Source organism: Frigidibacter oleivorans, from assembly GCF_003993775.1.
In the GTDB taxonomy this organism is placed as follows: Bacteria; Pseudomonadota; Alphaproteobacteria; order Rhodobacterales; family Rhodobacteraceae; genus Frigidibacter; species Frigidibacter oleivorans.
This window is the reverse complement of sequence record NZ_RJRZ01000013.1, coordinates 36,190-55,619: the sequence shown is the minus strand read 5'-3', so window position 1 is coordinate 55,619 and position 19,430 is coordinate 36,190. Positions and strand designations below refer to the sequence as shown.

The 19,430-nt window shown below is 68.9% G+C and carries 20 protein-coding genes and 1 tRNA gene; 10 read left to right on the top strand and 11 right to left on the bottom strand.

Annotated elements, in window-relative coordinates; all coding sequences use genetic code 11:
* Positions 1–42 precede the first annotated feature (42 nt).
* From EEY80_RS14935 to leuC, 3 genes are all read right to left on the bottom strand, one after another.
* Positions 43–876 carry a hypothetical protein gene (locus tag EEY80_RS14935; RefSeq protein WP_126977749.1) on the bottom strand — a complete coding sequence of 278 codons (834 nt, stop codon included), beginning with the start codon at positions 874–876 and terminating at the stop codon, positions 43–45.
* A 291-nt stretch (positions 877–1,167) separates the two neighbouring features.
* Positions 1,168–1,773: a 3-isopropylmalate dehydratase small subunit gene (gene leuD, locus EEY80_RS14930; RefSeq protein WP_126977747.1), complete on the bottom strand. Its 606-nt coding sequence runs from the start codon at positions 1,771–1,773 to the stop codon at positions 1,168–1,170.
* A gap of 96 nt (positions 1,774–1,869) precedes the next feature.
* Positions 1,870–3,312: a 3-isopropylmalate dehydratase large subunit gene (leuC, locus tag EEY80_RS14925; RefSeq protein ID WP_126977745.1), complete on the bottom strand. Its 1,443-nt coding sequence runs from the start codon at positions 3,310–3,312 to the stop codon at positions 1,870–1,872.
* Positions 3,313–3,660: 348 nt separating this feature from the next.
* Between leuC and EEY80_RS14920 the strand changes: the two genes are divergently transcribed.
* The 7 genes from EEY80_RS14920 (at position 3,661) to EEY80_RS14890 (ending at position 10,875) form a co-directional block, all read left to right on the top strand.
* Complete coding sequence (locus tag EEY80_RS14920; protein WP_126977743.1) at positions 3,661–5,010, top strand: mechanosensitive ion channel family protein; 1,350 nt, start codon at positions 3,661–3,663, stop codon at positions 5,008–5,010.
* A gap of 132 nt (positions 5,011–5,142) precedes the next feature.
* A complete protein-coding gene (gene rsfS, locus EEY80_RS14915) occupies positions 5,143–5,514 on the top strand; it encodes a ribosome silencing factor (protein ID WP_328590530.1) in 372 nt (123 codons plus the stop codon).
* 12 nt (positions 5,515–5,526) lie between these two features.
* Entirely contained in the window at positions 5,527–5,997 is a 471-nt protein-coding gene (gene rlmH / locus EEY80_RS14910) for a 23S rRNA (pseudouridine(1915)-N(3))-methyltransferase RlmH (RefSeq protein ID WP_126977739.1), read from the top strand.
* A gap of 181 nt (positions 5,998–6,178) precedes the next feature.
* On the top strand, positions 6,179–7,714 hold the full coding sequence (gpmI, locus tag EEY80_RS14905) for a 2,3-bisphosphoglycerate-independent phosphoglycerate mutase (protein ID WP_126977737.1): 1,536 nt from the start codon (positions 6,179–6,181) through the stop codon (positions 7,712–7,714).
* Positions 7,715–7,717: 3 nt separating this feature from the next.
* Entirely contained in the window at positions 7,718–8,899 is a 1,182-nt protein-coding gene (locus tag EEY80_RS14900; RefSeq protein WP_235829865.1) for a murein hydrolase activator EnvC family protein, read from the top strand.
* Positions 8,900–8,902: 3 nt separating this feature from the next.
* The gene (locus EEY80_RS14895; protein WP_126977735.1) at positions 8,903–10,291 is read left to right on the top strand and encodes a S41 family peptidase; all 1,389 of its coding nucleotides are present in this window, start codon (positions 8,903–8,905) and stop codon (positions 10,289–10,291) included.
* 92 nt (positions 10,292–10,383) lie between these two features.
* Entirely contained in the window at positions 10,384–10,875 is a 492-nt protein-coding gene (locus EEY80_RS14890) for an RNA pyrophosphohydrolase (protein WP_268885661.1), read from the top strand.
* A 10-nt stretch (positions 10,876–10,885) separates the two neighbouring features.
* On the opposite strand, the gene EEY80_RS14885 is transcribed toward EEY80_RS14890, so the two are convergent.
* The 7 genes from EEY80_RS14885 to urtA form a co-directional block, all read right to left on the bottom strand.
* Positions 10,886–11,170, bottom strand: a complete 285-nt coding sequence (locus EEY80_RS14885) for a type II toxin-antitoxin system RelE family toxin (protein ID WP_126977733.1) — start codon at positions 11,168–11,170, stop codon at positions 10,886–10,888.
* Positions 11,160–11,408 (bottom strand): type II toxin-antitoxin system Phd/YefM family antitoxin, encoded by a 249-nt coding sequence (locus EEY80_RS14880; RefSeq protein WP_126977731.1) that lies wholly within the window; start codon positions 11,406–11,408, stop codon positions 11,160–11,162. The genes EEY80_RS14885 and EEY80_RS14880 overlap by 11 nt, the downstream gene beginning before the upstream one ends.
* A 68-nt stretch (positions 11,409–11,476) precedes the next feature.
* Positions 11,477–12,172: an urea ABC transporter ATP-binding subunit UrtE gene (gene urtE / locus EEY80_RS14875; protein ID WP_126977729.1), complete on the bottom strand. Its 696-nt coding sequence runs from the start codon at positions 12,170–12,172 to the stop codon at positions 11,477–11,479.
* 1 nt (position 12,173) lies between these two features.
* A complete protein-coding gene (gene urtD / locus EEY80_RS14870) occupies positions 12,174–12,911 on the bottom strand; it encodes an urea ABC transporter ATP-binding protein UrtD (RefSeq protein ID WP_126977727.1) in 738 nt (245 codons plus the stop codon).
* Positions 12,908–14,062, bottom strand: a complete 1,155-nt coding sequence (urtC, locus tag EEY80_RS14865) for an urea ABC transporter permease subunit UrtC (RefSeq protein WP_126977725.1) — start codon at positions 14,060–14,062, stop codon at positions 12,908–12,910. Before urtC ends, urtD begins: the two co-directional genes overlap by 4 nt.
* Before the next feature lie 125 nt (positions 14,063–14,187).
* Positions 14,188–15,786: an urea ABC transporter permease subunit UrtB gene (gene urtB, locus EEY80_RS14860; protein ID WP_126977723.1), complete on the bottom strand. Its 1,599-nt coding sequence runs from the start codon at positions 15,784–15,786 to the stop codon at positions 14,188–14,190.
* Between the two features lie 98 nt (positions 15,787–15,884).
* On the bottom strand, positions 15,885–17,171 hold the full coding sequence (gene urtA / locus EEY80_RS14855) for an urea ABC transporter substrate-binding protein (protein WP_126977721.1): 1,287 nt from the start codon (positions 17,169–17,171) through the stop codon (positions 15,885–15,887).
* A 424-nt stretch (positions 17,172–17,595) separates the two neighbouring features.
* On the opposite strand from urtA, the gene EEY80_RS14850 reads away from it, so the two are divergent.
* Positions 17,596–18,207 (top strand): L,D-transpeptidase, encoded by a 612-nt coding sequence (locus tag EEY80_RS14850; RefSeq protein WP_235829864.1) that lies wholly within the window; start codon positions 17,596–17,598, stop codon positions 18,205–18,207.
* Positions 18,208–18,289: 82 nt separating this feature from the next.
* Positions 18,290–18,366, top strand: a tRNA-Met gene (locus EEY80_RS14845).
* A gap of 16 nt (positions 18,367–18,382) precedes the next feature.
* Here the strand turns inward: EEY80_RS14845 and EEY80_RS14840 are convergent.
* The gene (locus tag EEY80_RS14840; protein ID WP_126977719.1) at positions 18,383–18,838 is read right to left on the bottom strand and encodes a MarR family winged helix-turn-helix transcriptional regulator; all 456 of its coding nucleotides are present in this window, start codon (positions 18,836–18,838) and stop codon (positions 18,383–18,385) included.
* A gap of 121 nt (positions 18,839–18,959) precedes the next feature.
* On the opposite strand from EEY80_RS14840, the gene EEY80_RS14835 reads away from it, so the two are divergent.
* The gene (locus EEY80_RS14835; protein WP_126977717.1) at positions 18,960–19,385 is read left to right on the top strand and encodes an organic hydroperoxide resistance protein; all 426 of its coding nucleotides are present in this window, start codon (positions 18,960–18,962) and stop codon (positions 19,383–19,385) included.
* Positions 19,386–19,430 lie beyond the last annotated feature (45 nt).

Genomic DNA, 19,430 nt, shown 5'->3' with positions numbered 1-19,430 from the left:
GCAGAAGGAACAGCGCCGCCGCGAGCGGTGCACGCACGGGCGTCAGGCCGGCTGCATGCCGGCGACCATCTCGGCATGCATCTTGCGCCGCGCGACGATCATCGCCGCGACCCGGCCCATGGCGATGCCCCGCATCAGCAGGCTGAGCGGCAGGAAGGCCCAGGCCGTCATCGCCCAGACCAGCGTGTGGGCGGACGCGAATTCCAGCGGCGCGAACATGATCGAGGCGGACTTCACCACGGCCGGGATCAGGAAGGGCAGCACGAAGCCAAGCGCCACATTGGCCACCGCGTCGCGCTGCAGCCGGTCCACCACATCGCCGCCGGTGGTCGGGTCGAAGGTGGGCAGGTTGATCCAGACGTTGAAGCTGCCTTCCGAGGCGGGCCAGCCGAAGGCGCGCATCCCCAGCACGAAGCCCACCATCGTCACCATCGAGATGCCGTAGGCCACCCCCGCCGTGGTGCGGACCAGATCGACCTGCGCCGGCGGCGCCTGTTCCGACAGGCTGAGCGTCATCAGCCGCACCGGGCTGTAGGGGAAGTCGAGCGCGACCGAGACCTGACCGCCGAGCGCCTTGACCAGCTTCATCAGCAGGGTGCCGTCGGCGCCCTGCATGCAGACGACCGACAGCAGGAACACCATCAGGAACAGCGCGCAGAACCGGATGCGGTTGAAGGGCGGCGCGTCGCGGAATTCCACGAGGCCGGGATAGGTCGAGGCATATTCGAAGAAGGTCAGCGCGGCAGCGAACAGCGCGACCAGCGCCACCACCTCGGCCGTGTCCTGCGTCACGGACTGGGTCAGCACCGAGGGCGTGGCGATCATCACCACGACCAGTCCTGCCCGGATGGCCGCCCCGGCCAGACGCGAAATCACTGCCCCATACCCTTTCGCCGGCCGGAAGCGATTGCGCGCCGCCCCCTTGTTCCGACCCGTGCTGCGCATCAGTCCCGCAGACCGTCCCATCAGCATCGATCCTGACCCGTTGCGGGACACGAAACAACCCGCTGATCCCATTGACGAAACGGGAACGGCGATTTGATGGTCGAACTGGTGCGACTTTGCATCATCATCCGGGCAGCAAGATGGCCGCCCGCCGCTCCGTCGCAGGGGATAGGCGCGCGTCGGCCCGGGACGATGCCCCGGCCGGCGCGCGCGGCGCGGGTGTCAGACCCAAGGCCGCGACTGTGCTGCATGGGTTTCGTAGCTGTCGATGGCCGACACCTTCTCCAGCGTCAGGCCGATATCGTCCAGCCCGTTGAGAAGACAGTGCTTCTTGAAGGGGTCCACCTCGAACGCATGGCTCCGGCCGTCCGAGCCGGTCACCGTCTGGTTTTCCAGATCGACGGTGATCCGGGCATTCGCGCCATTGCGCGCATCCTCCATAAGCGCGGCCACCGCCTCGGGCGGCAGCACCACCGGCAGGATGCCGTTCTTGAAGCAGTTGTTGTAGAAGATGTCGGCGAAGCTGGTGGAAATCACGCAGCGGATGCCGAAATCCAGCAGCGCCCAGGGCGCATGTTCGCGCGACGAGCCGCAGCCGAAATTGTCGCCCGCCACGATGATCTGTGCCTGCCGGTAGGCCGGCTGGTTCAGCACGAAGTCGGGGATCTCGCTGCCATCGGGGTTATAGCGCATCTCGTCGAACAGGTTCTTGCCCAGTCCCGACCGCTGGATGGTCTTCAGGAACTGCTTCGGGATGATCATGTCCGTGTCGATATTGACCAGAGGCATGGGCGCCGCGACGCCGGTGAGGGTGGTGAACTTGTCCATTGGTCCAATCCTGTGTGATCGCGCCCGCGCGGGCCATCCGGTTGCGATATGGAATTCATACCGCCCCGGTGGCGCCGCGCGGGCGCAGGCATGGGGTCAGGCGGTGGCGGTCTCGGCCGCCATCAGCGTGCGCACATCGGTCAGCCGGCCGGTGACGGCGGCGGCGGCGGCCATCGCGGGCGACATCAGATGCGTGCGCCCGCCCCGGCCCTGCCGGCCCTCGAAATTGCGATTCGAGGTGGCGGCGCAGCGTTCGCCGGGGCGCAGCTGGTCGGGGTTCATGGCAAGGCACATGGAGCAGCCCGCCAGCCGCCATTCGAAGCCCGCGTCGATGAAGATCTGCGCCAGCCCCTCGTCCTCGGCCTGCGCGCGCACCAGACCCGAACCCGGCACGACCATCCCGCGCACGCCCGGCGCGATGCGGCGGCCCTTCAGGATCTCGGCCGCGGCGCGCAGATCCTCGATCCGGCCGTTGGTGCAGGACCCGATGAACACCGCGTCGATGGCGATGTCGGTCAGCTTGGTGCCGGCGGTCAGGCCCATGTAGTCCAGCGACCGCCGCGCCGCCTCGACCTTGCCGCCGGTGAAGCTTTCGGGCGCGGGAACCTCGCCGGTGATCGGCAGCACGTCCTCGGGCGAGGTGCCCCAGGTCACGACCGGGGCGATGTCCTCGCCGCGCAGCGTCACCACCTTGTCGAAATGCGCGCCCTCGTCGGTATAGAGCGTCTTCCACCAGGCCAGCGCCGCCTCCCAGGCCGCGCCCTTCGGCGCATGGGGCCGGCCCATGACATAGGCGAAGGTCTTTTCGTCGGGCGCGATCAGCCCGGCGCGCGCCCCGCCCTCGATCGCCATGTTGCAGACGGTCATCCGGCCTTCCATCGACAGGTCGCGGATCGCCTCGCCGCAATATTCGATGACATGGCCGGTGCCGCCCGCGGTGCCGGTGGCGCCGATCACCGACAGGGTGATGTCCTTGGCGGTCACACCGGGGCGCAGCTTGCCGGTGATCTCGACCTTCATGTTCTTCGACTTCTTCTGGATCAGCGTCTGCGTGGCCAGAACGTGCTCCACTTCCGAAGTGCCGATGCCGTGCGCCAGCGCGCCGAAGGCGCCATGCGTCGCGGTGTGGCTGTCGCCGCAAACCACGGTCATGCCCGGCAGGGTCCAGCCCTGTTCCGGCCCGACAATGTGGACGATGCCCTGCCGGATGTCGCTGACCGGATAGTAGTGGATGCCGAAGTCGCGCGCATTGGTATCCAGCGCCTCGACCTGGATGCGGCTTTCCTCGTTCTCGATATGGGTGTCGCGGCCCGCGGTGGTGGGCACGTTGTGGTCGGGCACCGCGATGGTGCGGTCCGGCGCGCGGACCTTGCGCCCGGTCATGCGCAGCCCCTCGAAGGCCTGGGGCGAGGTCACCTCATGCACGAGGTGGCGGTCGATATAGAGCAGGCAGGTGCCGTCCTCGGACCGGTCGACGACATGGGCATCCCAGATCTTGTCGTAAAGCGTTTTCGGCGTGGCGGTGGGCGCATCGGTCATGGCTGTTGTCTCTCACGAATGGCGGGACGGGCAATCGGCCCGCGGCTGTTCAGATGGATCGGGCTGTCGGGAGGGCCGGGCCGACTGGGGCCGGCGGATCGGCAAGCGCGGCGGCGGCACGTCAGGCGTGCACGCCCGCGCGATCAAAGTCGCGCGCGGATCGAATGCGACACGCCGAAGAAACGGCCCGGAAGCCGCGCACGGTCGTGGATGTCGAAATAGACGAAGCCCTGCATGGAAAGCGGTCATACGCCCGAATCCCGGCCGAGGCAATGACTTCGCCGCCCTGCCCGCCCCGCCCGCCCGGAACCGCCACAGCCGCGGCCGGTTGTCCCGGCGGAGGCGCGCATGACGGACAGGCTGCTCGACCTGCTGCAGGATCTGGCGATGACGGTCGAGGCCTTCCTTCAGGGCCTGACCGATCCCGCCCGGCTGGCGCAGATGGCCGTCCTCGCGCTCCTGGCGGCGCTGGCGCTGGCGATCCGGCGCGCATCGGTGCCGCGGGTGTCGGACTGGATCCGGCAGCGGGCCGGCTGGCCGCGGGCGCGGTTGCGGCTGATCGTGGTGCTGCGCGACCGGATCGGCATCGGCAGCTTCGCGGCGCTGGCGTGGCTCGCGGCGGGGCTGTTCCGCGCGCTGCGCCCCGGCGAGGGCGCGATCCTCGCCTCGGCCGCCTCGCTGGCGACCGGCTGGCTGGCCGTGGCGCTTGCCAGCCGGCTGATCGCCAGTCCCAGCCTGCGCGGCCTGGTGAAATGGGTGGCCTGGATCTGGGTGACGCTCTACCTGACCGGCCTTCTGGACGAGGCGGCACAGGCGCTCGACAGCGCGGCGATCAGCCTTGGCGGCGCACGGTTGTCCCTGCTCGACCTGCTGAAGGCGGTGGCGGTGACGGCGCTGCTGCTGGCGGGGGCGCGGTTCCTGTCCGCGGTCGCCCAGACCCGCATCCGCGGGCGCGAGGATATCTCGCCCTCGATGCAGGTGCTGACGCTGAAGGGGTTGCAGGTGTCGCTCTACGCCGCGGCCTTCTTCCTCGGCCTCCGCGCCGTGGGGTTCGATCTGACGGGCCTTGCCGTCCTGTCCGGGGCGATCGGGGTCGGCATCGGCTTCGGCCTGCAGAAGGTGGTGTCGAACCTGATCTCGGGCGTGATCATCCTGCTCGACAAGTCGATCAAGCCCGGCGACGTCATCACCATCGGCGAGACCTTCGGCTGGATCACCGAACTGGGCGCCCGCTACGTCTCGATCTCGACCCGCGACGGCAAGGATTACCTGATCCCGAACGAGGATCTGATCACCGGGCAGGTGGTGAACTGGTCCCATACCAGCGATCTGGTCCGGCTCGACATCTTCTTCGGCTGCTCCTACCAGGACGACCCGCATCTGGTGCGCCGCGTGGCGATCGAGGCGGCGGCGGGGGTGAAGCGGGTCGAGGCGAAGACGCCCCCTGTCTGCCACATCACCGGCTTCGGCGACAGTTCGGTGGACTACATCCTGCGCTTCTGGATTCACGATCCGTCGCAGGGCCTGACCAATGTGCGCGGCAATGTCTACCTGGCGCTGTGGGACGCCTTCCGCGCGCATGGCATCACCATTCCCTTCCCGCAGCGCGAGGTCCGCATCCTGCCCGCCGCGCCCCCGGCAGGCGGCCTCCGGCCGGCCGGGGACGCTCCGGCCCGATCCGACAGCCCCGCACGTTGAGATTTCGCGCGTCCGATGCTACATTGATCCCATGCCCGGCGCCGGGGCCGTCACCGGCGCGCAACCCTGGAGGACGATGTCCTGTCTACCACACTCCACGCGGCCGCTGCCGGGGCCGCAGGATCGGCGCCCGTGACCGCGCTGACCCATGACGTGACGAGCGACGAGTTGCTCGACCGTGTTCTGGCTTCCCTCGACGACGACAAGGCCGAAGACGTGATCGCCATCGACCTGCGCGGCAGGTCCTCTGTGGCCGATCACATGGTCATCTGTTCGGGCCGGTCGTCGCGGCAGGTCACCTCGATCGCCGACAAGCTGGCCGAGCGGCTGAAGGCCGAATTCGGACAGACCTGCAAGGTCGAGGGCAAGGAACAGGGCGACTGGGTGCTGATCGACGCGGGCGATGTCGTCGTCCATGTCTTCCGCCCCGAGGTGCGCGAGTTCTACCAGCTCGAGAAGATGTGGATGCCCGCGGGCGCCGGCCTGCCGCCCCGCCGGTCCTGATCCCGGGACCGCATGCGCCTGCATCTCTGCGCGGTGGGCCGGATCCGGTCCGGCCCGGAACGCGCGCTGGTCGACGACTACCTGAAGCGCTTCGACCGGACCGGCCGGCCGCTGGGGCTCGGCCCCGCGACGGAACACGAGGTCGAGGATCGCCGCGGCGGCGGGATGGAGGCAGAGGCCGAGCTTCTGGCCCGCGCGGCCCCGCCGGGCGCGCTGATCTGCTGTCTCGACGAGCGCGGGCGGCAGATGTCCTCGCCCGATTTCGCCGACCTTCTGGGGCGCTGGCGCGACGGGGGGCGGTCGGACGTGGCCTTCCTGATCGGCGGCGCCGACGGGATCGCCCCCGCCCTGCGCGACCGGGCCGAGGCGGCGCTGTCCTTCGGCGCGATGGTCTGGCCGCATATGCTGGTGCGGGCGATGCTGGCCGAACAGCTGTATCGCGCCGCCACCATCCTCGCCGGCAGCCCCTATCACCGCGTCTGATCCGGGCGCGTCCGCTCCCTCATCTTCTGTTCGGAAATATCCTCGGGGGGTGAACTGGCCGGCACGGCCAGGATGGGGCAGACAGCCCCCTTTCCCCCGCAGACAGGCGCGCGCCCCGGTTGCCGCCGGGTGGCAGGCGGCGTATCAAGCCACGGACCCCGCACGGAACGGAGCCTGCCCGATGACCCGACCGAAACCCGTCGTCCTGTGCATCCTCGACGGCTGGGGCATCAGCGACCGCGCCGAGGGCAATGCGCCGCTGCTGGCCGCCACCCCGAATGTCGACCGGGTGATGGCGACCTGCCCGCACAGCACGCTGATCACCCATGGCCCGGATGTGGGCCTGCCGAAGGGGCAGATGGGCAATTCCGAGGTGGGCCACACCAATATCGGCGCGGGCCGGGTGGTGGCGATGGATCTGGGGCAGATCGACCTCGCCATCGAGGATGGCAGCTTCTTCGCCAACCCCGCCCTGACCGCCTTCGCCGCGACGCTGAAGCGGACGGGCGGCACCGCGCATCTGATGGGCGTGGTATCGGATGGCGGCGTGCACGGCCATATCGACCATGTGCTGGCGGCCTGCCGGGCGCTGGTGCAGGCGGGGGTGCCCGTCGCGCTGCACGCGATCACCGACGGGCGCGACGTGCCGCCCTCCTCGGCCGCGGGCTTCGTCGCCGACCTGCTGGACCGGCTGCCCGAGGGCGCGCGCGTGGCCACCGTGATCGGCCGCTATTGGGCGATGGACCGCGACAACCGCTGGGAGCGGGTGGAGCGCGCCTATCGCGCGATGGTCGCGGGCGAGGGGCTGGCGGCCCCCGATGCCGCCGCCGCCGTGGACGCCGCCTATGCGCGGGGCGAGATGGACGAGTTCATCCAGCCCACGGCGATCGCGGGCTTTGCCGGGGCGCGGGACGGGGACGGCTTCTTCTGCCTGAACTTCCGCGCCGACCGGGCGCGGGAAATCCTGCTGGCGCTCGGCGCGCCGGATTTCGACGGCTTCGACACCGCAACCGGCGCCGGCCCGCGCCCCGCCTGGGCGGCGCTGTTGGGCATGGTCGATTATTCCGGCCGCCACGACGCCTTCATGACCACCTGCTATCCGAAGCAGGAGATCGTCAACACCTTGGGCGAATGGGTGGCGGCGCAGGGACTGACGCAGTTCCGGCTGGCCGAGACCGAGAAATACCCGCATGTGACCTTCTTCCTGAACGGCGGGAAAGAGGCGCCCGAACCGGGCGAGGACCGGTTCATGCCGAAATCGCCCAAGGTCGCCACCTATGACCTGCAGCCGGAAATGTCGGCCCCCGAGGTCGCCGCGCAGCTGGTCGGCGCGATCCGCCATGGCTATGACCTGATCGTGGTCAATTTCGCCAATCCCGACATGGTGGGCCATACCGGCAGCCTGCCCGCCGCCATCGCCGCCTGCGAGGCGGTGGATGCGGGTCTGGGCGTGGCGCTTCAGGCGCTGGAGGCGGCGGGGGGCGCGATGCTGCTGACCGCCGATCACGGCAATTGCGAGGTGATGATCGACCCCGTCACCGGCGGACCGCATACCGCCCACACCACCAACCCGGTGCCCGTGGCGCTGATCGGCGGGCCGGCGGGCGCGCGGCTGCGCCCGGGGCGGCTGGCCGACATCGCCCCGACGCTGCTCGACCTGATGGGCCTGCCCGCCCCGCCGGAGATGACCGGCACCAGCCTGATCCTGCGCGGCTGACGGATGCGGCGCGGTCTGGCTGTCCTCTGCCTGGTCCTGTCGGCCTCGGCCCTGCTGGCGCAGGACGGCGGCGACCTGCCCGAGGCGGCGGCGCGCGGCGCCCCGCCCCGGCCGATCAGCGTGGCCGAGGATGCCGCCAGCGCCGCCGAGGGGCTGCGCGCCGCCATCGACGAATTGCAGCGGGCAGGCAGCGGCCGCGAACAGGCGGTGGCGCTCAGCCGGACGATCCGCGCCTATGAGGCGGGTCTGGCGGACCTGCGCGACGGGCTGCGCCGCGCCGCCCTGCGCGAGGCCGAGATCGCCGCCGATCTGGAGGCGCGGCGCGCGCGCCTGTCGCGCCTGCTGGGGGCGATGATGGTGATGCAGGACAGCCCCGCGCCCCTGACCCTGCTGCATCCCGAAGGCCCCGAGGCGGCGGTGCGCGCCGGGATGATCCTGTCCGACGTGACCCCCGCCCTGCAGCAGGAGGCGGCGGCGCTGTCGCGCAGCCTGCGCGAGGTGGCCGAGATCCGCCGTCTTCAGGAAAGCGCCGAGACGCTGCTGTCGCAGGGGCTCGCCGCCGCGCAGGAGGCGCGCGCGACGCTCAATCAGGCGATGGCCGACCGGGGCGACCTGCCCCGCCGCTTCCTCGAGGAGCCCGAGGAACTGGGCCGCCTGCGCGACAGCGCCGAGACACTCGACGCCTTCGCGGGCGGGATCGCCACGATGGAACAGGACATCGGCGCGCCGATGGAGGATTTCGAGGGCGCGCGCGGCACGCTGCCGCTGCCGGTTCTGGGCACGGTCCTGCGCCGCGCGGGCGAGGCGGACGCGGCGGGCATCCGGCGGCCGGGGCTGGTCATCGCGACCCGCCCCGCCGCGCTGGTGACGACGCCTTGGCCCGCGACGCTGCGCTATCGCGGACCGCTGCTCGACTACGGAAATGTGATGATCCTTGAGCCTGCGGAGGGCTATCTGCTGGTTCTCGCGGGGCTCGGGACGGTCTATGGCGAAGTGGGCGACGTTCTCGATGCCGGGGCGCCGGTCGGGCTGATGGGCGGGGCCGAACCCGGCGGACGCGAGTTCCTGGCGGCGGTGCAAGAAGGCGGTGGCGCCGACCGCAGCGAGACGCTTTACTTGGAGCTGCGACAGGGCAGGGAAACGGTCGATCCTGCCCCTTGGTTCAGCGAAACGAGGGATGACTAGCGCATGAGAAAGTTCCTGATGGCCGCGCTTGGCGGAACCGTGGCCGGCGCCGTGCTCGCCACGCAGGTGGCCGCCCCCCTGCTCGCGCAGGAGGCCAGCAAGGACAGCTCGGTCTATGAACAGCTCGACCTGTTCGGCGACATCTTCGAACGCATCCGCGCCCAGTATGTCGAAGAGGTCGACGAGGGCGAGCTGATCGAGGCCGCGATCAACGGCATGCTGACCTCGCTCGACCCGCATTCCAGCTATCTGCCGCCCGAGGATTTCACCGACATGCGCGAACAGACGCGCGGCGAATTCGGCGGGCTGGGGATCGAGGTCACGCAGGAGGACGGCTTCGTCAAGGTCGTGTCGCCGATGGACGGCACCCCCGCCGCCGAGGCCGGCGTGCAGACGGGCGACTTCATCACCCATGTCAACGGCGAAAGCCTGCTGGGCCTGACGCTGGACGAGGCGGTGGAAAAGATGCGCGGCCCGGTCGGGTCCGAGATCGTCATCACCATCGGCCGCGAGGGCACGGCCGAACCCTTCGACCTGACGCTGATCCGGGACACGATCAAGCTGACCGCGGTTCGCGCCCGGCTGGAAGGCAGCACCGTCGTGCTGCGCGTGACCACCTTCAACGACCAGACCTACGCCAACCTCGAGGAAGGGCTGCGCAGCTCGGTCGAGGAAGCCGGCGGGATGGACAACGTCAACGGCTTCGTCATCGACATGCGCAACAATCCGGGCGGGCTGCTGACCCAGGCGATCAAGGTGTCGGACGCCTTCCTCGACGCGGGCGAGATCGTGTCCACCCGCGGCCGCGAACCCGAGGACAGCGAACGCTTCAACGCCGAGGCGGGCGACCTGGCCGAGGGCAAGCCGATCGTGGTGCTGATCAATGGCGGTTCGGCCTCGGCCTCGGAGATCGTCACCGGCGCGCTGCAGGACCATCGCCGCGCCATCGTCGTCGGGACCAAGAGCTTCGGCAAAGGATCGGTGCAAACGGTGGTGCCGCTGCGGGGCGACGGGGCGATGCGGCTGACGACGGCGCGCTACTACACGCCTTCGGGGCGGTCGATCCAGGCGCTCGGGATCGCGCCGGACATCGTGGTGCAGCAGCCCGCGCCGCAGCCCGAAGCCGTCGAGGACGAGGCGGAGACGCCGGAAAGCGCCGCCCTGCGCCTGCGCAGCGAGGCCGACCTGCGGGGGGCGATCTCCAACGACTCGATGACCGAGGACGAAAAGCGGCAGGCCGAGGAAGAGCAGGCCCGTGCCGAGGAAGCGGCGAAGCTGCGGCAGGAGGACTACCAGATGGCCTATGCCATCGACATCCTGAAGGGCCTTGCGGCGATCGAGCCGGAAAACATCGCGCGCGCCGCCTCGGCCGACGTCTCGACGGCCCCCTGATCCACTACGCGATCCACAGCCCCGGCCCCGAACGGCCGGGGCTGTGTCTTTGTCCCCTGCCCTAGATCCCCCTGCCCGAAAGCCCGCCCGCCGTGACGACCGCCAGCATCGATCCCGACAGCCTGCCCTACCGTCCCTGTGTCGGCGTGATGCTGATCGACGAGCAGGGCCGCATCTTCGCCGGCCGGCGCATCGACAGCCCGGTTCCCGCCTGGCAGATGCCGCAGGGCGGGATCGACGACGGCGAGAAGCCCCGCCGCGCCGCCCTGCGCGAGCTGTGGGAGGAAACCGGCATCCCCGCCGAACTGGTGGAATTCGTCGCGAAGTCGAAGGGCTGGCTGGCCTATGACCTGCCGCCGGACCTGCTGGGCAAGGTCTGGGGCGGCAAGTATCGCGGGCAGAAGCAGAAGTGGTTCCTGTTCCGCTTCACCGGCAGCGACGCGCAGGTGAACATCGCCACCGAACATCCCGAGTTTTCCGAATGGTGCTGGATCGACGCCGACCGGCTGCTGGCCGAGATCGTGCCCTTCAAGCGCGCGGTCTACGAGCAGGTGGTGGAGGCGTTCCGCCCGCATCTGGGGTGAGGCGGCACGACTAGGGTCTTCCCTCTGCCGCGCGATAGACAGCGCTGCGGTCACGGCGGCCGACTGCGATCACGCTGACGACCAGTTCGCTGTCCCGAACCTCATAGACCAGCCGATAGCCCGCCGAACGCAGCTTGATCTTGTAGCGGTTCACCGCGCCGTGCAGCCGGTCCGCAGGGACATGCGGGTTCAGCAAGCGTTCGGACAGCTTCTTCTTGAATTGCGCGCGCACTGTCGCGCCAAGCCCGTCCCACTCCTTTCGCGCCTCTTCGCGAAAGCGCAGGTCATAGGTCATCCAGCGTGACCGCGATCTCGGGACTGTTCATGCGCGCATCCGCAATCGCGTTCAGTTCCGCATCCTCGATCATGTTCAGCATCGCTTCGTAGGCGGCGGCGGGCACGCAATAGAAGGCCGGGGCGTTGTGGTTAAGGATTGCGACCGCCGCGCCCTGCCCGGCCGCCATGGTCCCCATCGGATTGCGCTTCAGCTCCGTGACGCTGGCCGTCACCCTGGCGTGGATGATGTGAGGCATGCTCTTCCCCGATGGCACGAACAATGGCGCCAAATTTAGCGCGGCATGTGGCACCATTCAAGGCGCCCTCACACCGTCAGCAGGTTTCGCACCGCGTCGCCCTCCATGTCGGCCCGAACGCCAGCGCGGATGATCTGGCCGCGCTCCATCACCACGAAATCGTCGGCGAGGTCGCGGGCGAAGTCGAAATACTGCTCGACCAGCACGATGGCCATGTCGCCGCGGTCGCGCAGGAACTTGATGGCCCGGCCGATGTCCTGGATGATCGAGGGCTGGATGCCCTCGGTCGGTTCGTCCAGCACCAGAAGCCGCGGGCGCATCACCATCGCCCGGCCGATGGCCAGTTGCTGCTGCTGGCCGCCGGACAGGTCGCCGCCGCGCCGGCCCATCATCTCTTTCAGCACCGGGAACAGCGCGAAGACCTCGTCCGGGATGCGCCGTTCCGCGCGCGGCAGCAGCGCGAAGCCGGTTTCGAGGTTCTCGCGCACGCTGAGCAGCGGGAAGATCTCGCGCCCCTGCGGCACGAAGGCGATGCCGGCGCGGGCGCGGGCCTCGGGGCGCAGGCGGTTCAGGTCCTGCCCTTCCCAGGTCATCCGGCCCGACCTGACCGGCTGCCGTCCGGTGATCGCCCGCAGAAGCGTGGTCTTGCCCACCCCGTTGCGGCCGAGCACCGAGGTCACGCGCCCCGGCACCGCGGTCAGCGAGACGCCGCGCAGGGCCTGCGCCGCGCCGTAAAACACGTCGATGTCGCGAATATCCAGCATCTCAGCGCCCCAGATAGACTTCGATCACTTCGGGATTGGACGACACATGATCGAGCGATCCTTCGGTCAGCACATGGCCCTGATGCAGTACCGTCACCCGGCAGTTCAGCGCCCGGACGAAATCCATGTCATGTTCGACGACAATCACCGTGTGCCGGCCGGCGAGGCTGCGCAGCAGATCGGCAGTGCGCATCGTTTCGGCATCGGTCATGCCGGCGGCGGGTTCGTCCACCAGCAGCAGTTCCGGGTCCTGCGCCAGCAGCATGCCGATTTCCAGCCATTGCTTCTGGCCGTGGCTCAGGTCGGCGGCGGGCCGGTCGCGGGCCTCTTCCAGCCGGACAAGCTGCAGCAGTTCGGTGATCCGGGCGCGTTCCGCCTCGGTCCGGCGGTGGAACAGCGTGGCGAAGACGCCGCGCTCCGCCTTCAGCGACAGGGCGATGTTCTCCTCGACGGTATGGGTCTCGAAGACGGTGGGCTTCTGGAACTTGCGCCCGATCCCCAGCCGGGCCGATCCGGCCTCGTCGATCTTCGTCAGGTCCAGCGACTGGTTCCACAGCACCTTGCCGCTGTCGGGGCGGGTCTTGCCGGTGATGATGTCCATCATCGTGGTCTTGCCCGCGCCGTTCGGGCCGATGACCGCCCGCAGCTCGCCCTTGTCCACCGACAGCGACAGGTCGTTGATCGCCTTGTAGCCGTCGAAGCTGCGGTTCACGCCGTCCAGTTGCAGTTGAACGCTCATGCCCGTGCCTCCGCCTCGGGGGCGGCGTCCGGCGCCTGCCCGTCCTCGCGCGCGGCAGACACGGCCCGCCGGGCGCCGCCGCCGCGCAGGCTGGCCAGACCGTCCTCGATCAGCCCCAGCACGCCCCGGGGCAGGAACAGGGTCACGACGATGAACAGCCCGCCCAGGGCGAACAGCCAGAATTCGGGGAACCAGCCAGTGAACAGGGTCTTCGACGCGGCGACGATGATCGCGCCGAGCGCCGCGCCGACCAGCGTGCCGCGCCCGCCGAGCGCCACCCAGATCACGATCTCGATCGAGTTGGCGGGGCTGAATTCACCCGGGTTGATGATGCCCACCTGCGGCGTGTAGAGCGCGCCCGCCACGCCCGCCATCATCGCCGAGACGACGAAGATGAACAGCTTGTAGCCCTCGACCCGGTAGCCCATGAACCGGGTCCGGCTTTCGGCATCGCGGATGCAGACGAGGATCATCCCCAGCTTCGAGGTGGTGATGGCCCGCGCGATCAGCAGCCCCGCCGCCAGCGCCAGCGCCGACAGCACGAACAGCCCGGCGCGCGCCGTGTCGGTCTGCAGCGGGATGCCCAGCACGTCCTTGAAGTCGGTCAGGCCATTGTTGCCGCCAAAGCCCATCTCGTTGCGGAAGAAGGCAAGTTGCAACGCATAGGTCATCGCCTGGGTGATGATCGACAGGTAGACGCCCGTCACCCGGCTGCGGAAGGCGAACCAGCCGAAGACGAAGGCCAGCGCCCCGGGCACCAGCATCACCATCAGGCTGGCGAACCAGAACTGGTCGAAGCCCAGCCAGAACCACGGCAGTTCCTTCCAGTTCAGGAACACCATGAAATCCGGCAGGAGCGGATTGGCATAGACGCCCCTGTCGCCGATCTCGCGCATCAGATGCATGCCCATCGCATAGCCGCCGAGCGCGAAGAACGCCCCGTGGCCGAGGCTGAGGATGCCGCAGAAGCCCCAGACGAGGTCCAGCGCCACCGCCAGCAGCGCATAGCAAAGGTATTTGCCGAACAGCGACACGATGTAGCTGGGCACTAGCGCCCCGTCCGAGGCGAGGTTGCCGGCCGGGATCAGCACGGTCAGCACGAAGAGACCGGCGAGGAAGACCCCCATCCGGCGGTCGATGAGGGTGGTCATGCGGTCCGCTCCTTGTCGTTCGCGGCAGGGACGGCCGGAGCGGCCGGTTGGGGGGCGGCAGCGCGGGCCCAGGCGGGCAGCGGTTCGACGGGCAGGATCAGCCGCAGGGCGAAGGCCGGCATCGCTCAGCCCTCCACCGCGCGGCCCTTGACGGCGAAGAGGCCGCGGGGACGTTTCTGGATGAACAGGATGATGGCGACCAGCACGAGGATCTTGCCCAGCACCGCGCCGGCATAGGGTTCGAGGAACTTGTTGACGATGCCGAGGCTGAAGGCCCCGGCCAGCGTGCCCCAGATATTGCCCGCGCCGCCGAACACCACGACCATGAAGCTGTCGACGATATAGCCCTGCCCCAGGTTCGGAGACACGTTGTCGATCTGGCTCAGCGCCACGCCCGCCAGCCCCGCGATCCCGGCGCCCAGGCCGAAGGTCATCGCGTCGACCCATGCGGTGCGGATGCCCATGTTCGCGGCCATCGGCCGGTTTTGGGTGACGGCGCGCATCTGCAGCCCGGCCGGGGTGCGCTTCATCACCGCCAGCAGTACCGCGAAGACGGCCAGCGCGAACAGCAGGATCCACAGCCGGTTCCAGGTGACGGTCATCTGCCCGACATCGAAGCTGCCCGACATCCAGGACGGGTTGCCGACCTCGCGGTTGTTGGGGCCGAAGATCGACCGCACCGCCTGTTGCAGGATCAGGCTGACGCCCCAGGTCGCGAGCAGCGTTTCCAGCGCCCGGCCATAGAGATGCCGCACGATGCCGCGTTCGATGGCGACGCCGATGCCGCCCGCGACGAGGAAGGCCAGCGGCGCCGCGATCAGCAGCGACCAGTCGAACAGGCCCGGCGCATGGCTGCGGATCGCGTCCTGCACGACGAAGGTGGTGTAGGCGCCCAGCATCACCAGTTCGCCATGCGCCATGTTGATGACGCCCATCACCCCGAAGGTGATGGCCAGCCCGATCGCCGCCAGCAGCAGCACCGATCCCAGCGACAGGCCGTACCAGATGTTCTGGGCATAGCCCCACAGCATCCGCGACTGTTCGATGGCGGCCAGCGCCCGGGTCGCGGCCTCGGCCAGGGCGGGATCCTCGGCACCGGCCAGCGGCGCGATGGCCGATTGCGCCACCTGGTCGCCGCGCCGGGCGAGCGTGTCGATGGCGGCGATCCGTGCCTCGGTCCCCGCGTCGGAGGCGAGCACGGCGATGGCCCGCGCCTCGCCCAGACGGGTGCGCACCCGGCCGTCCTCTTCGGCCGCGATGGCCGTTTCCAGCGCGGCGATCTGGTCCGGGTCCGGCGCGCGGATCGCCGCCTCGGCCGCCGCCATGCGCTTGGCCGGATCGGGGCTGCTCAGTGTCAGCAGGCCGATGGCGGCGCGGATGTCGCGGCGCAGGCTGTTGTTCACCCGGATGCGCTCTGCCGCGTCGGCCGTGGCGGCATCGACCTCGTCCCCGGTGACGGCATCGGTGGGCGGGCTGCCCTGCACGATCACCTGCCCCGTCGCCTCGACGACGCCCAACTCGCCCTCCAGCAGCGCGGCCAGCACCGGTTCGGCCCGCGCGTCGCCGCTGGTGGCGATGGCCGCGACCACGGCGGCGCGGTCGGAATAGCTGCCCTCGGGCAGGGTGCGCACCAGACCGGCAAAGTCCTGCGCGGTGGCGGCGGTGGCGAGGATCTGGATCAGCGCGAGGATCGTCGCGGCGAAGGCGGCACGGAAGAAGGTCATCTGGGGCTCCGCAGCGGCGTTCTGTCAGGCGCGTCGCGTCGTAACGCGCCCGGGATTCGTCGGGGCGCGGAGGTGATCCGCGCCCCTGGTGCCTGAGATCAGTTCGAGGCCGAACCGCCGCAGGTCTTTGTCTCGGTGTTGTAGTTGCCGCAGTCGAGCTCGACCCAGTCGGCCTCCAGCGGCTTCGATTCCGGCAGGAAGTCGGACCATGCGTCGCCCGGCACCAGCTCTTCGGTTTCCCAGACCACGTCGAACTGGCCATCGTCCTGGATCTCGCCGATCAGCACGGGCTTGGTGATGTGGTGGTTGGGCAGCATGACCGAGGTGCCGCCGGTCAGGTTCGGAACCTCGATCCCCGGCAGCGCGTCGATCACCGCATCGGCATCGGTGGTGCCCGCGGCCTCGACCGCCTTCACCCACATGTTGAAGCCGATGTAATGCGCCTCCATCGGGTCGTTGGTGACGCGGGCGTCGCTGCCGATGAACTCGTGCCAGGTGTCGATGAAGGCCGCGTTTTCCGGCGTGTCCACCGACATGAAGTAGTTCCAGGCGGCCAGGTGGCCGACCAGCGGCGCCGTATCCAGACCAGCCAGTTCCTCTTCCCCGACCGAGAAGGCGACGACCGGGATGTCTTCCGCCGACACGCCCTGGTTGCCCAGTTCCTTGTAGAAGGGCACGTTCGCGTCGCCGTTGATGGTCGAGACTACGGCCGTCTTCTTGCCGGCGGAACCGAAGGTCTTGATGTCCGACACGATCGTCTGCCAGTCGGAATGGCCGAAGGGCGTGTAGTTGATCATGATGTCTTCGGGCGCGACGCCCTTGGCCTGCAGATAGGCCTCGAGGATCTTGTTGGTGGTGCGCGGATAGACATAGTCGGTGCCGGCCAGCACCCAGCGTTCCACGCCTTCCTCGTTCATCAGGTAATCCACCGCCGGGATCGCCTGCTGGTTCGGCGCGGCGCCGGTGTAGAAGACGTTGCGCTGGCTTTCCTCGCCTTCGTACTGCACCGGGTAGAACAGGATCGAGTTCAGTTCCTCGAAGACCGGCAGCACCGACTTGCGGCTGACCGAGGTCCAGCAGCCGAAGACCACGTCCACGTCGTTCGCCTCGATCAGTTCGCGGGCCTTTTCCGCGAACAGCGGCCAGTCCGAGGCCGGGTCCACCACCACGGCTTCCAGCATCTTGCCGTTGATGCCGCCCTTCTTGTTCTGCTCGTCCACCAGCATCAGCATGGCGTCCTTCAGCGTCGTCTCCGAAATCGCCATCGTGCCCGACAGCGAATGCAGGATGCCGACCTTGATGGTGTCGTCCTGCGCGAAGGCCGCCGTCGACAGCATCAGCGCCGCAAGTCCCGAGGTCAGAGTCGTCTTGGTGAAAAAGGACATGGTCCTTGAAATCCCTCTCTGGTGCGCGGCACAGCCGTTCCGGGCCCGGAACCGCGGTCCGGACGTCAGCGCGCGCTTTCTTGTTGCTTCCCTCGCGACGGTCGGGCCGCCGCCTCCCCAGGGTGCTTCCCCTAGGGCAGTTTGCAGGCGCTGACACGACTGTGAACGCCCGCCCGGTCCCCATGCTGCGCCAGCGAAAGATATTTCACCACTGCGCAAGAAATGCCCGGTTTCCCGCCGCGTCTGCGCGAATGTTTTGCAGGACCCGACGCCCCGGCTCGGTCGAATGCACGATTCGGCCCGCGACGGGCCGAAAGGGGAGGTGCCGGGCCGACACGGCGCGGCCCCGGTCCGGGTGCGAAGGGAACCATTGCGGCAAAGCCCGCATTTGCTAGGCTCAAGGCAAGGAAACGGAGATCTGGCCATGAACGGCACGCTGTCCCGCCGCGAGATGATGATGGGGTCCGCCGCACTGGCCGCCCTTGCCGCCCTGTCCACGCCGGGCATCGCTCGGGCGGCGGTGGCGGCACGGGTCGGGGATTTCCTGCCGGTGGGCGGGCCGGTGCTGGCGCCGGAACTGATGCCGCAGGTCGTGCGCGTGCGCCGCGATCTGGAGCCGGGCTCGATCATCGTGCTGTCGGACCGCTTCCACCTTTATCATATCTCCAGCCCCGGCGTGGCGATCCGCTATGGCGTCGCCGTCGGCCGGGCCGAGTTGAAGTTCCGCGGCACGGCCGAGGTCGCGCGCAAGGTCGAATGGCCCAGTTGGAAGCCCACGCCCGAGATGATCGAACGCAGCCCCGGACATTACGCCAAATATGCGGACGGGATGCCGGGCGGGCCGAACAACCCGCTGGGGGCGCGCGCGCTCTACCTCTACCAGAACGGCCATGACACCGCGATCCGCATCCACGGCACGGTCGAGCCGCAATCCATCGGCAGCGCCGTGTCGAACGGCTGCATCCGGATGGTGAACGAGCATGTGATCGACCTCTATTCCCGCGTGGCGATCGGCACGCCGGTGACGGTGTTCTGAGGCGCAGGCAGGCGGTCCGCAGTCCGCGGGCGGGTTTCCCCTTGACGCCGAACCCCGCCTTGTCTAGCTAGCGCGGCACGGCGGCTAGGTAGCTCAGCAGGTTAGAGCACGTGACTCATAATCACGGGGTCGGGGGTTCGAGTCCCCCCCTCGCCACCACCCTCCCCTTCTAGGATCACGCCCCGGCCGGGGCCTCGCCCTTGCGTTGCGTCAGCGCGTGGTGCAGGTGCCGGATCTCGTGGTTGAGCGCCGCTAAACGCTTGGGCGACATGTCGGCCTGGGCAAACAGCGCCTCGGCCAGGCAGACGGTATCGGCCTGCAGCGCGCGGCCGCGATCCGTCAGCGTCACCAGAACCCCGCGTTCGTCGTCGACCCGGCGCGCCCGGCTGACGAGCCCCGCCGCCTCCAGCCGCTTGACCAGCGGCGTGATCGTGCTCGGCTCCAGATCCAGCCGGGCGGCGATTGCCCCGATGCCGCGGCCATCCTCCTCCCACAGCACGTGCAGCACAAGATATTGCGGATAGGTGATGCCCAGCCGGTCCAGCAGCGGCTTGTAGAGCCGGTTGATGGCAAGGGAGGCCGCGTAGAGCGAGAAGCAGAGACGTTCATCAAGTGTGGGAATGTGGGTCATGGCGCCACTTACCACGATATTAGTTATCGCGGCAACGAAAAAGCTGGGCATGATCCGTCGCAGCGGCCAGTCGTTCACTTGTCGCGAACATAATTACCGCGATAAGCAAAAAGGAGCGATGATGTCTGTCAAGGTTCTCTACAAGACCCAGGCCACTGCCACCGGCGGGCGCGAAGGTCAGGCCCGCAGCGACGACGGCCGTCTGGAGGTCGCGCTGTCGACGCCGCAGGAACTGGGCGGTGCGGGCGGCGCCGGCACCAATCCCGAACAGCTGTTCGCCGCGGGCTATGCCGCCTGCTTCCTCGGCGCACTGAAGGCAGTCGCCGGTCAGCAGAAGCTGAAGATCCCCGCCGATGCGTCCATCACCGCCTCTGTCGGGATCGGTCCGCGCGCGGAAGGCGGCTTCGGCATCACCGCTGATCTGGCGATCAGCTTGCCGGGACTGGCGCGCGAGGATGCGGAACGGCTGGTCGCGGCGGCGCACCAGACCTGCCCCTATTCCAACGCGACCCGCAACAATGTCGATGTCGGCCTGACCGTCCTCTGATCCCCTGCCGCGGCACGCGTCGCCGCATGCGAAAAGGGCCGGGAT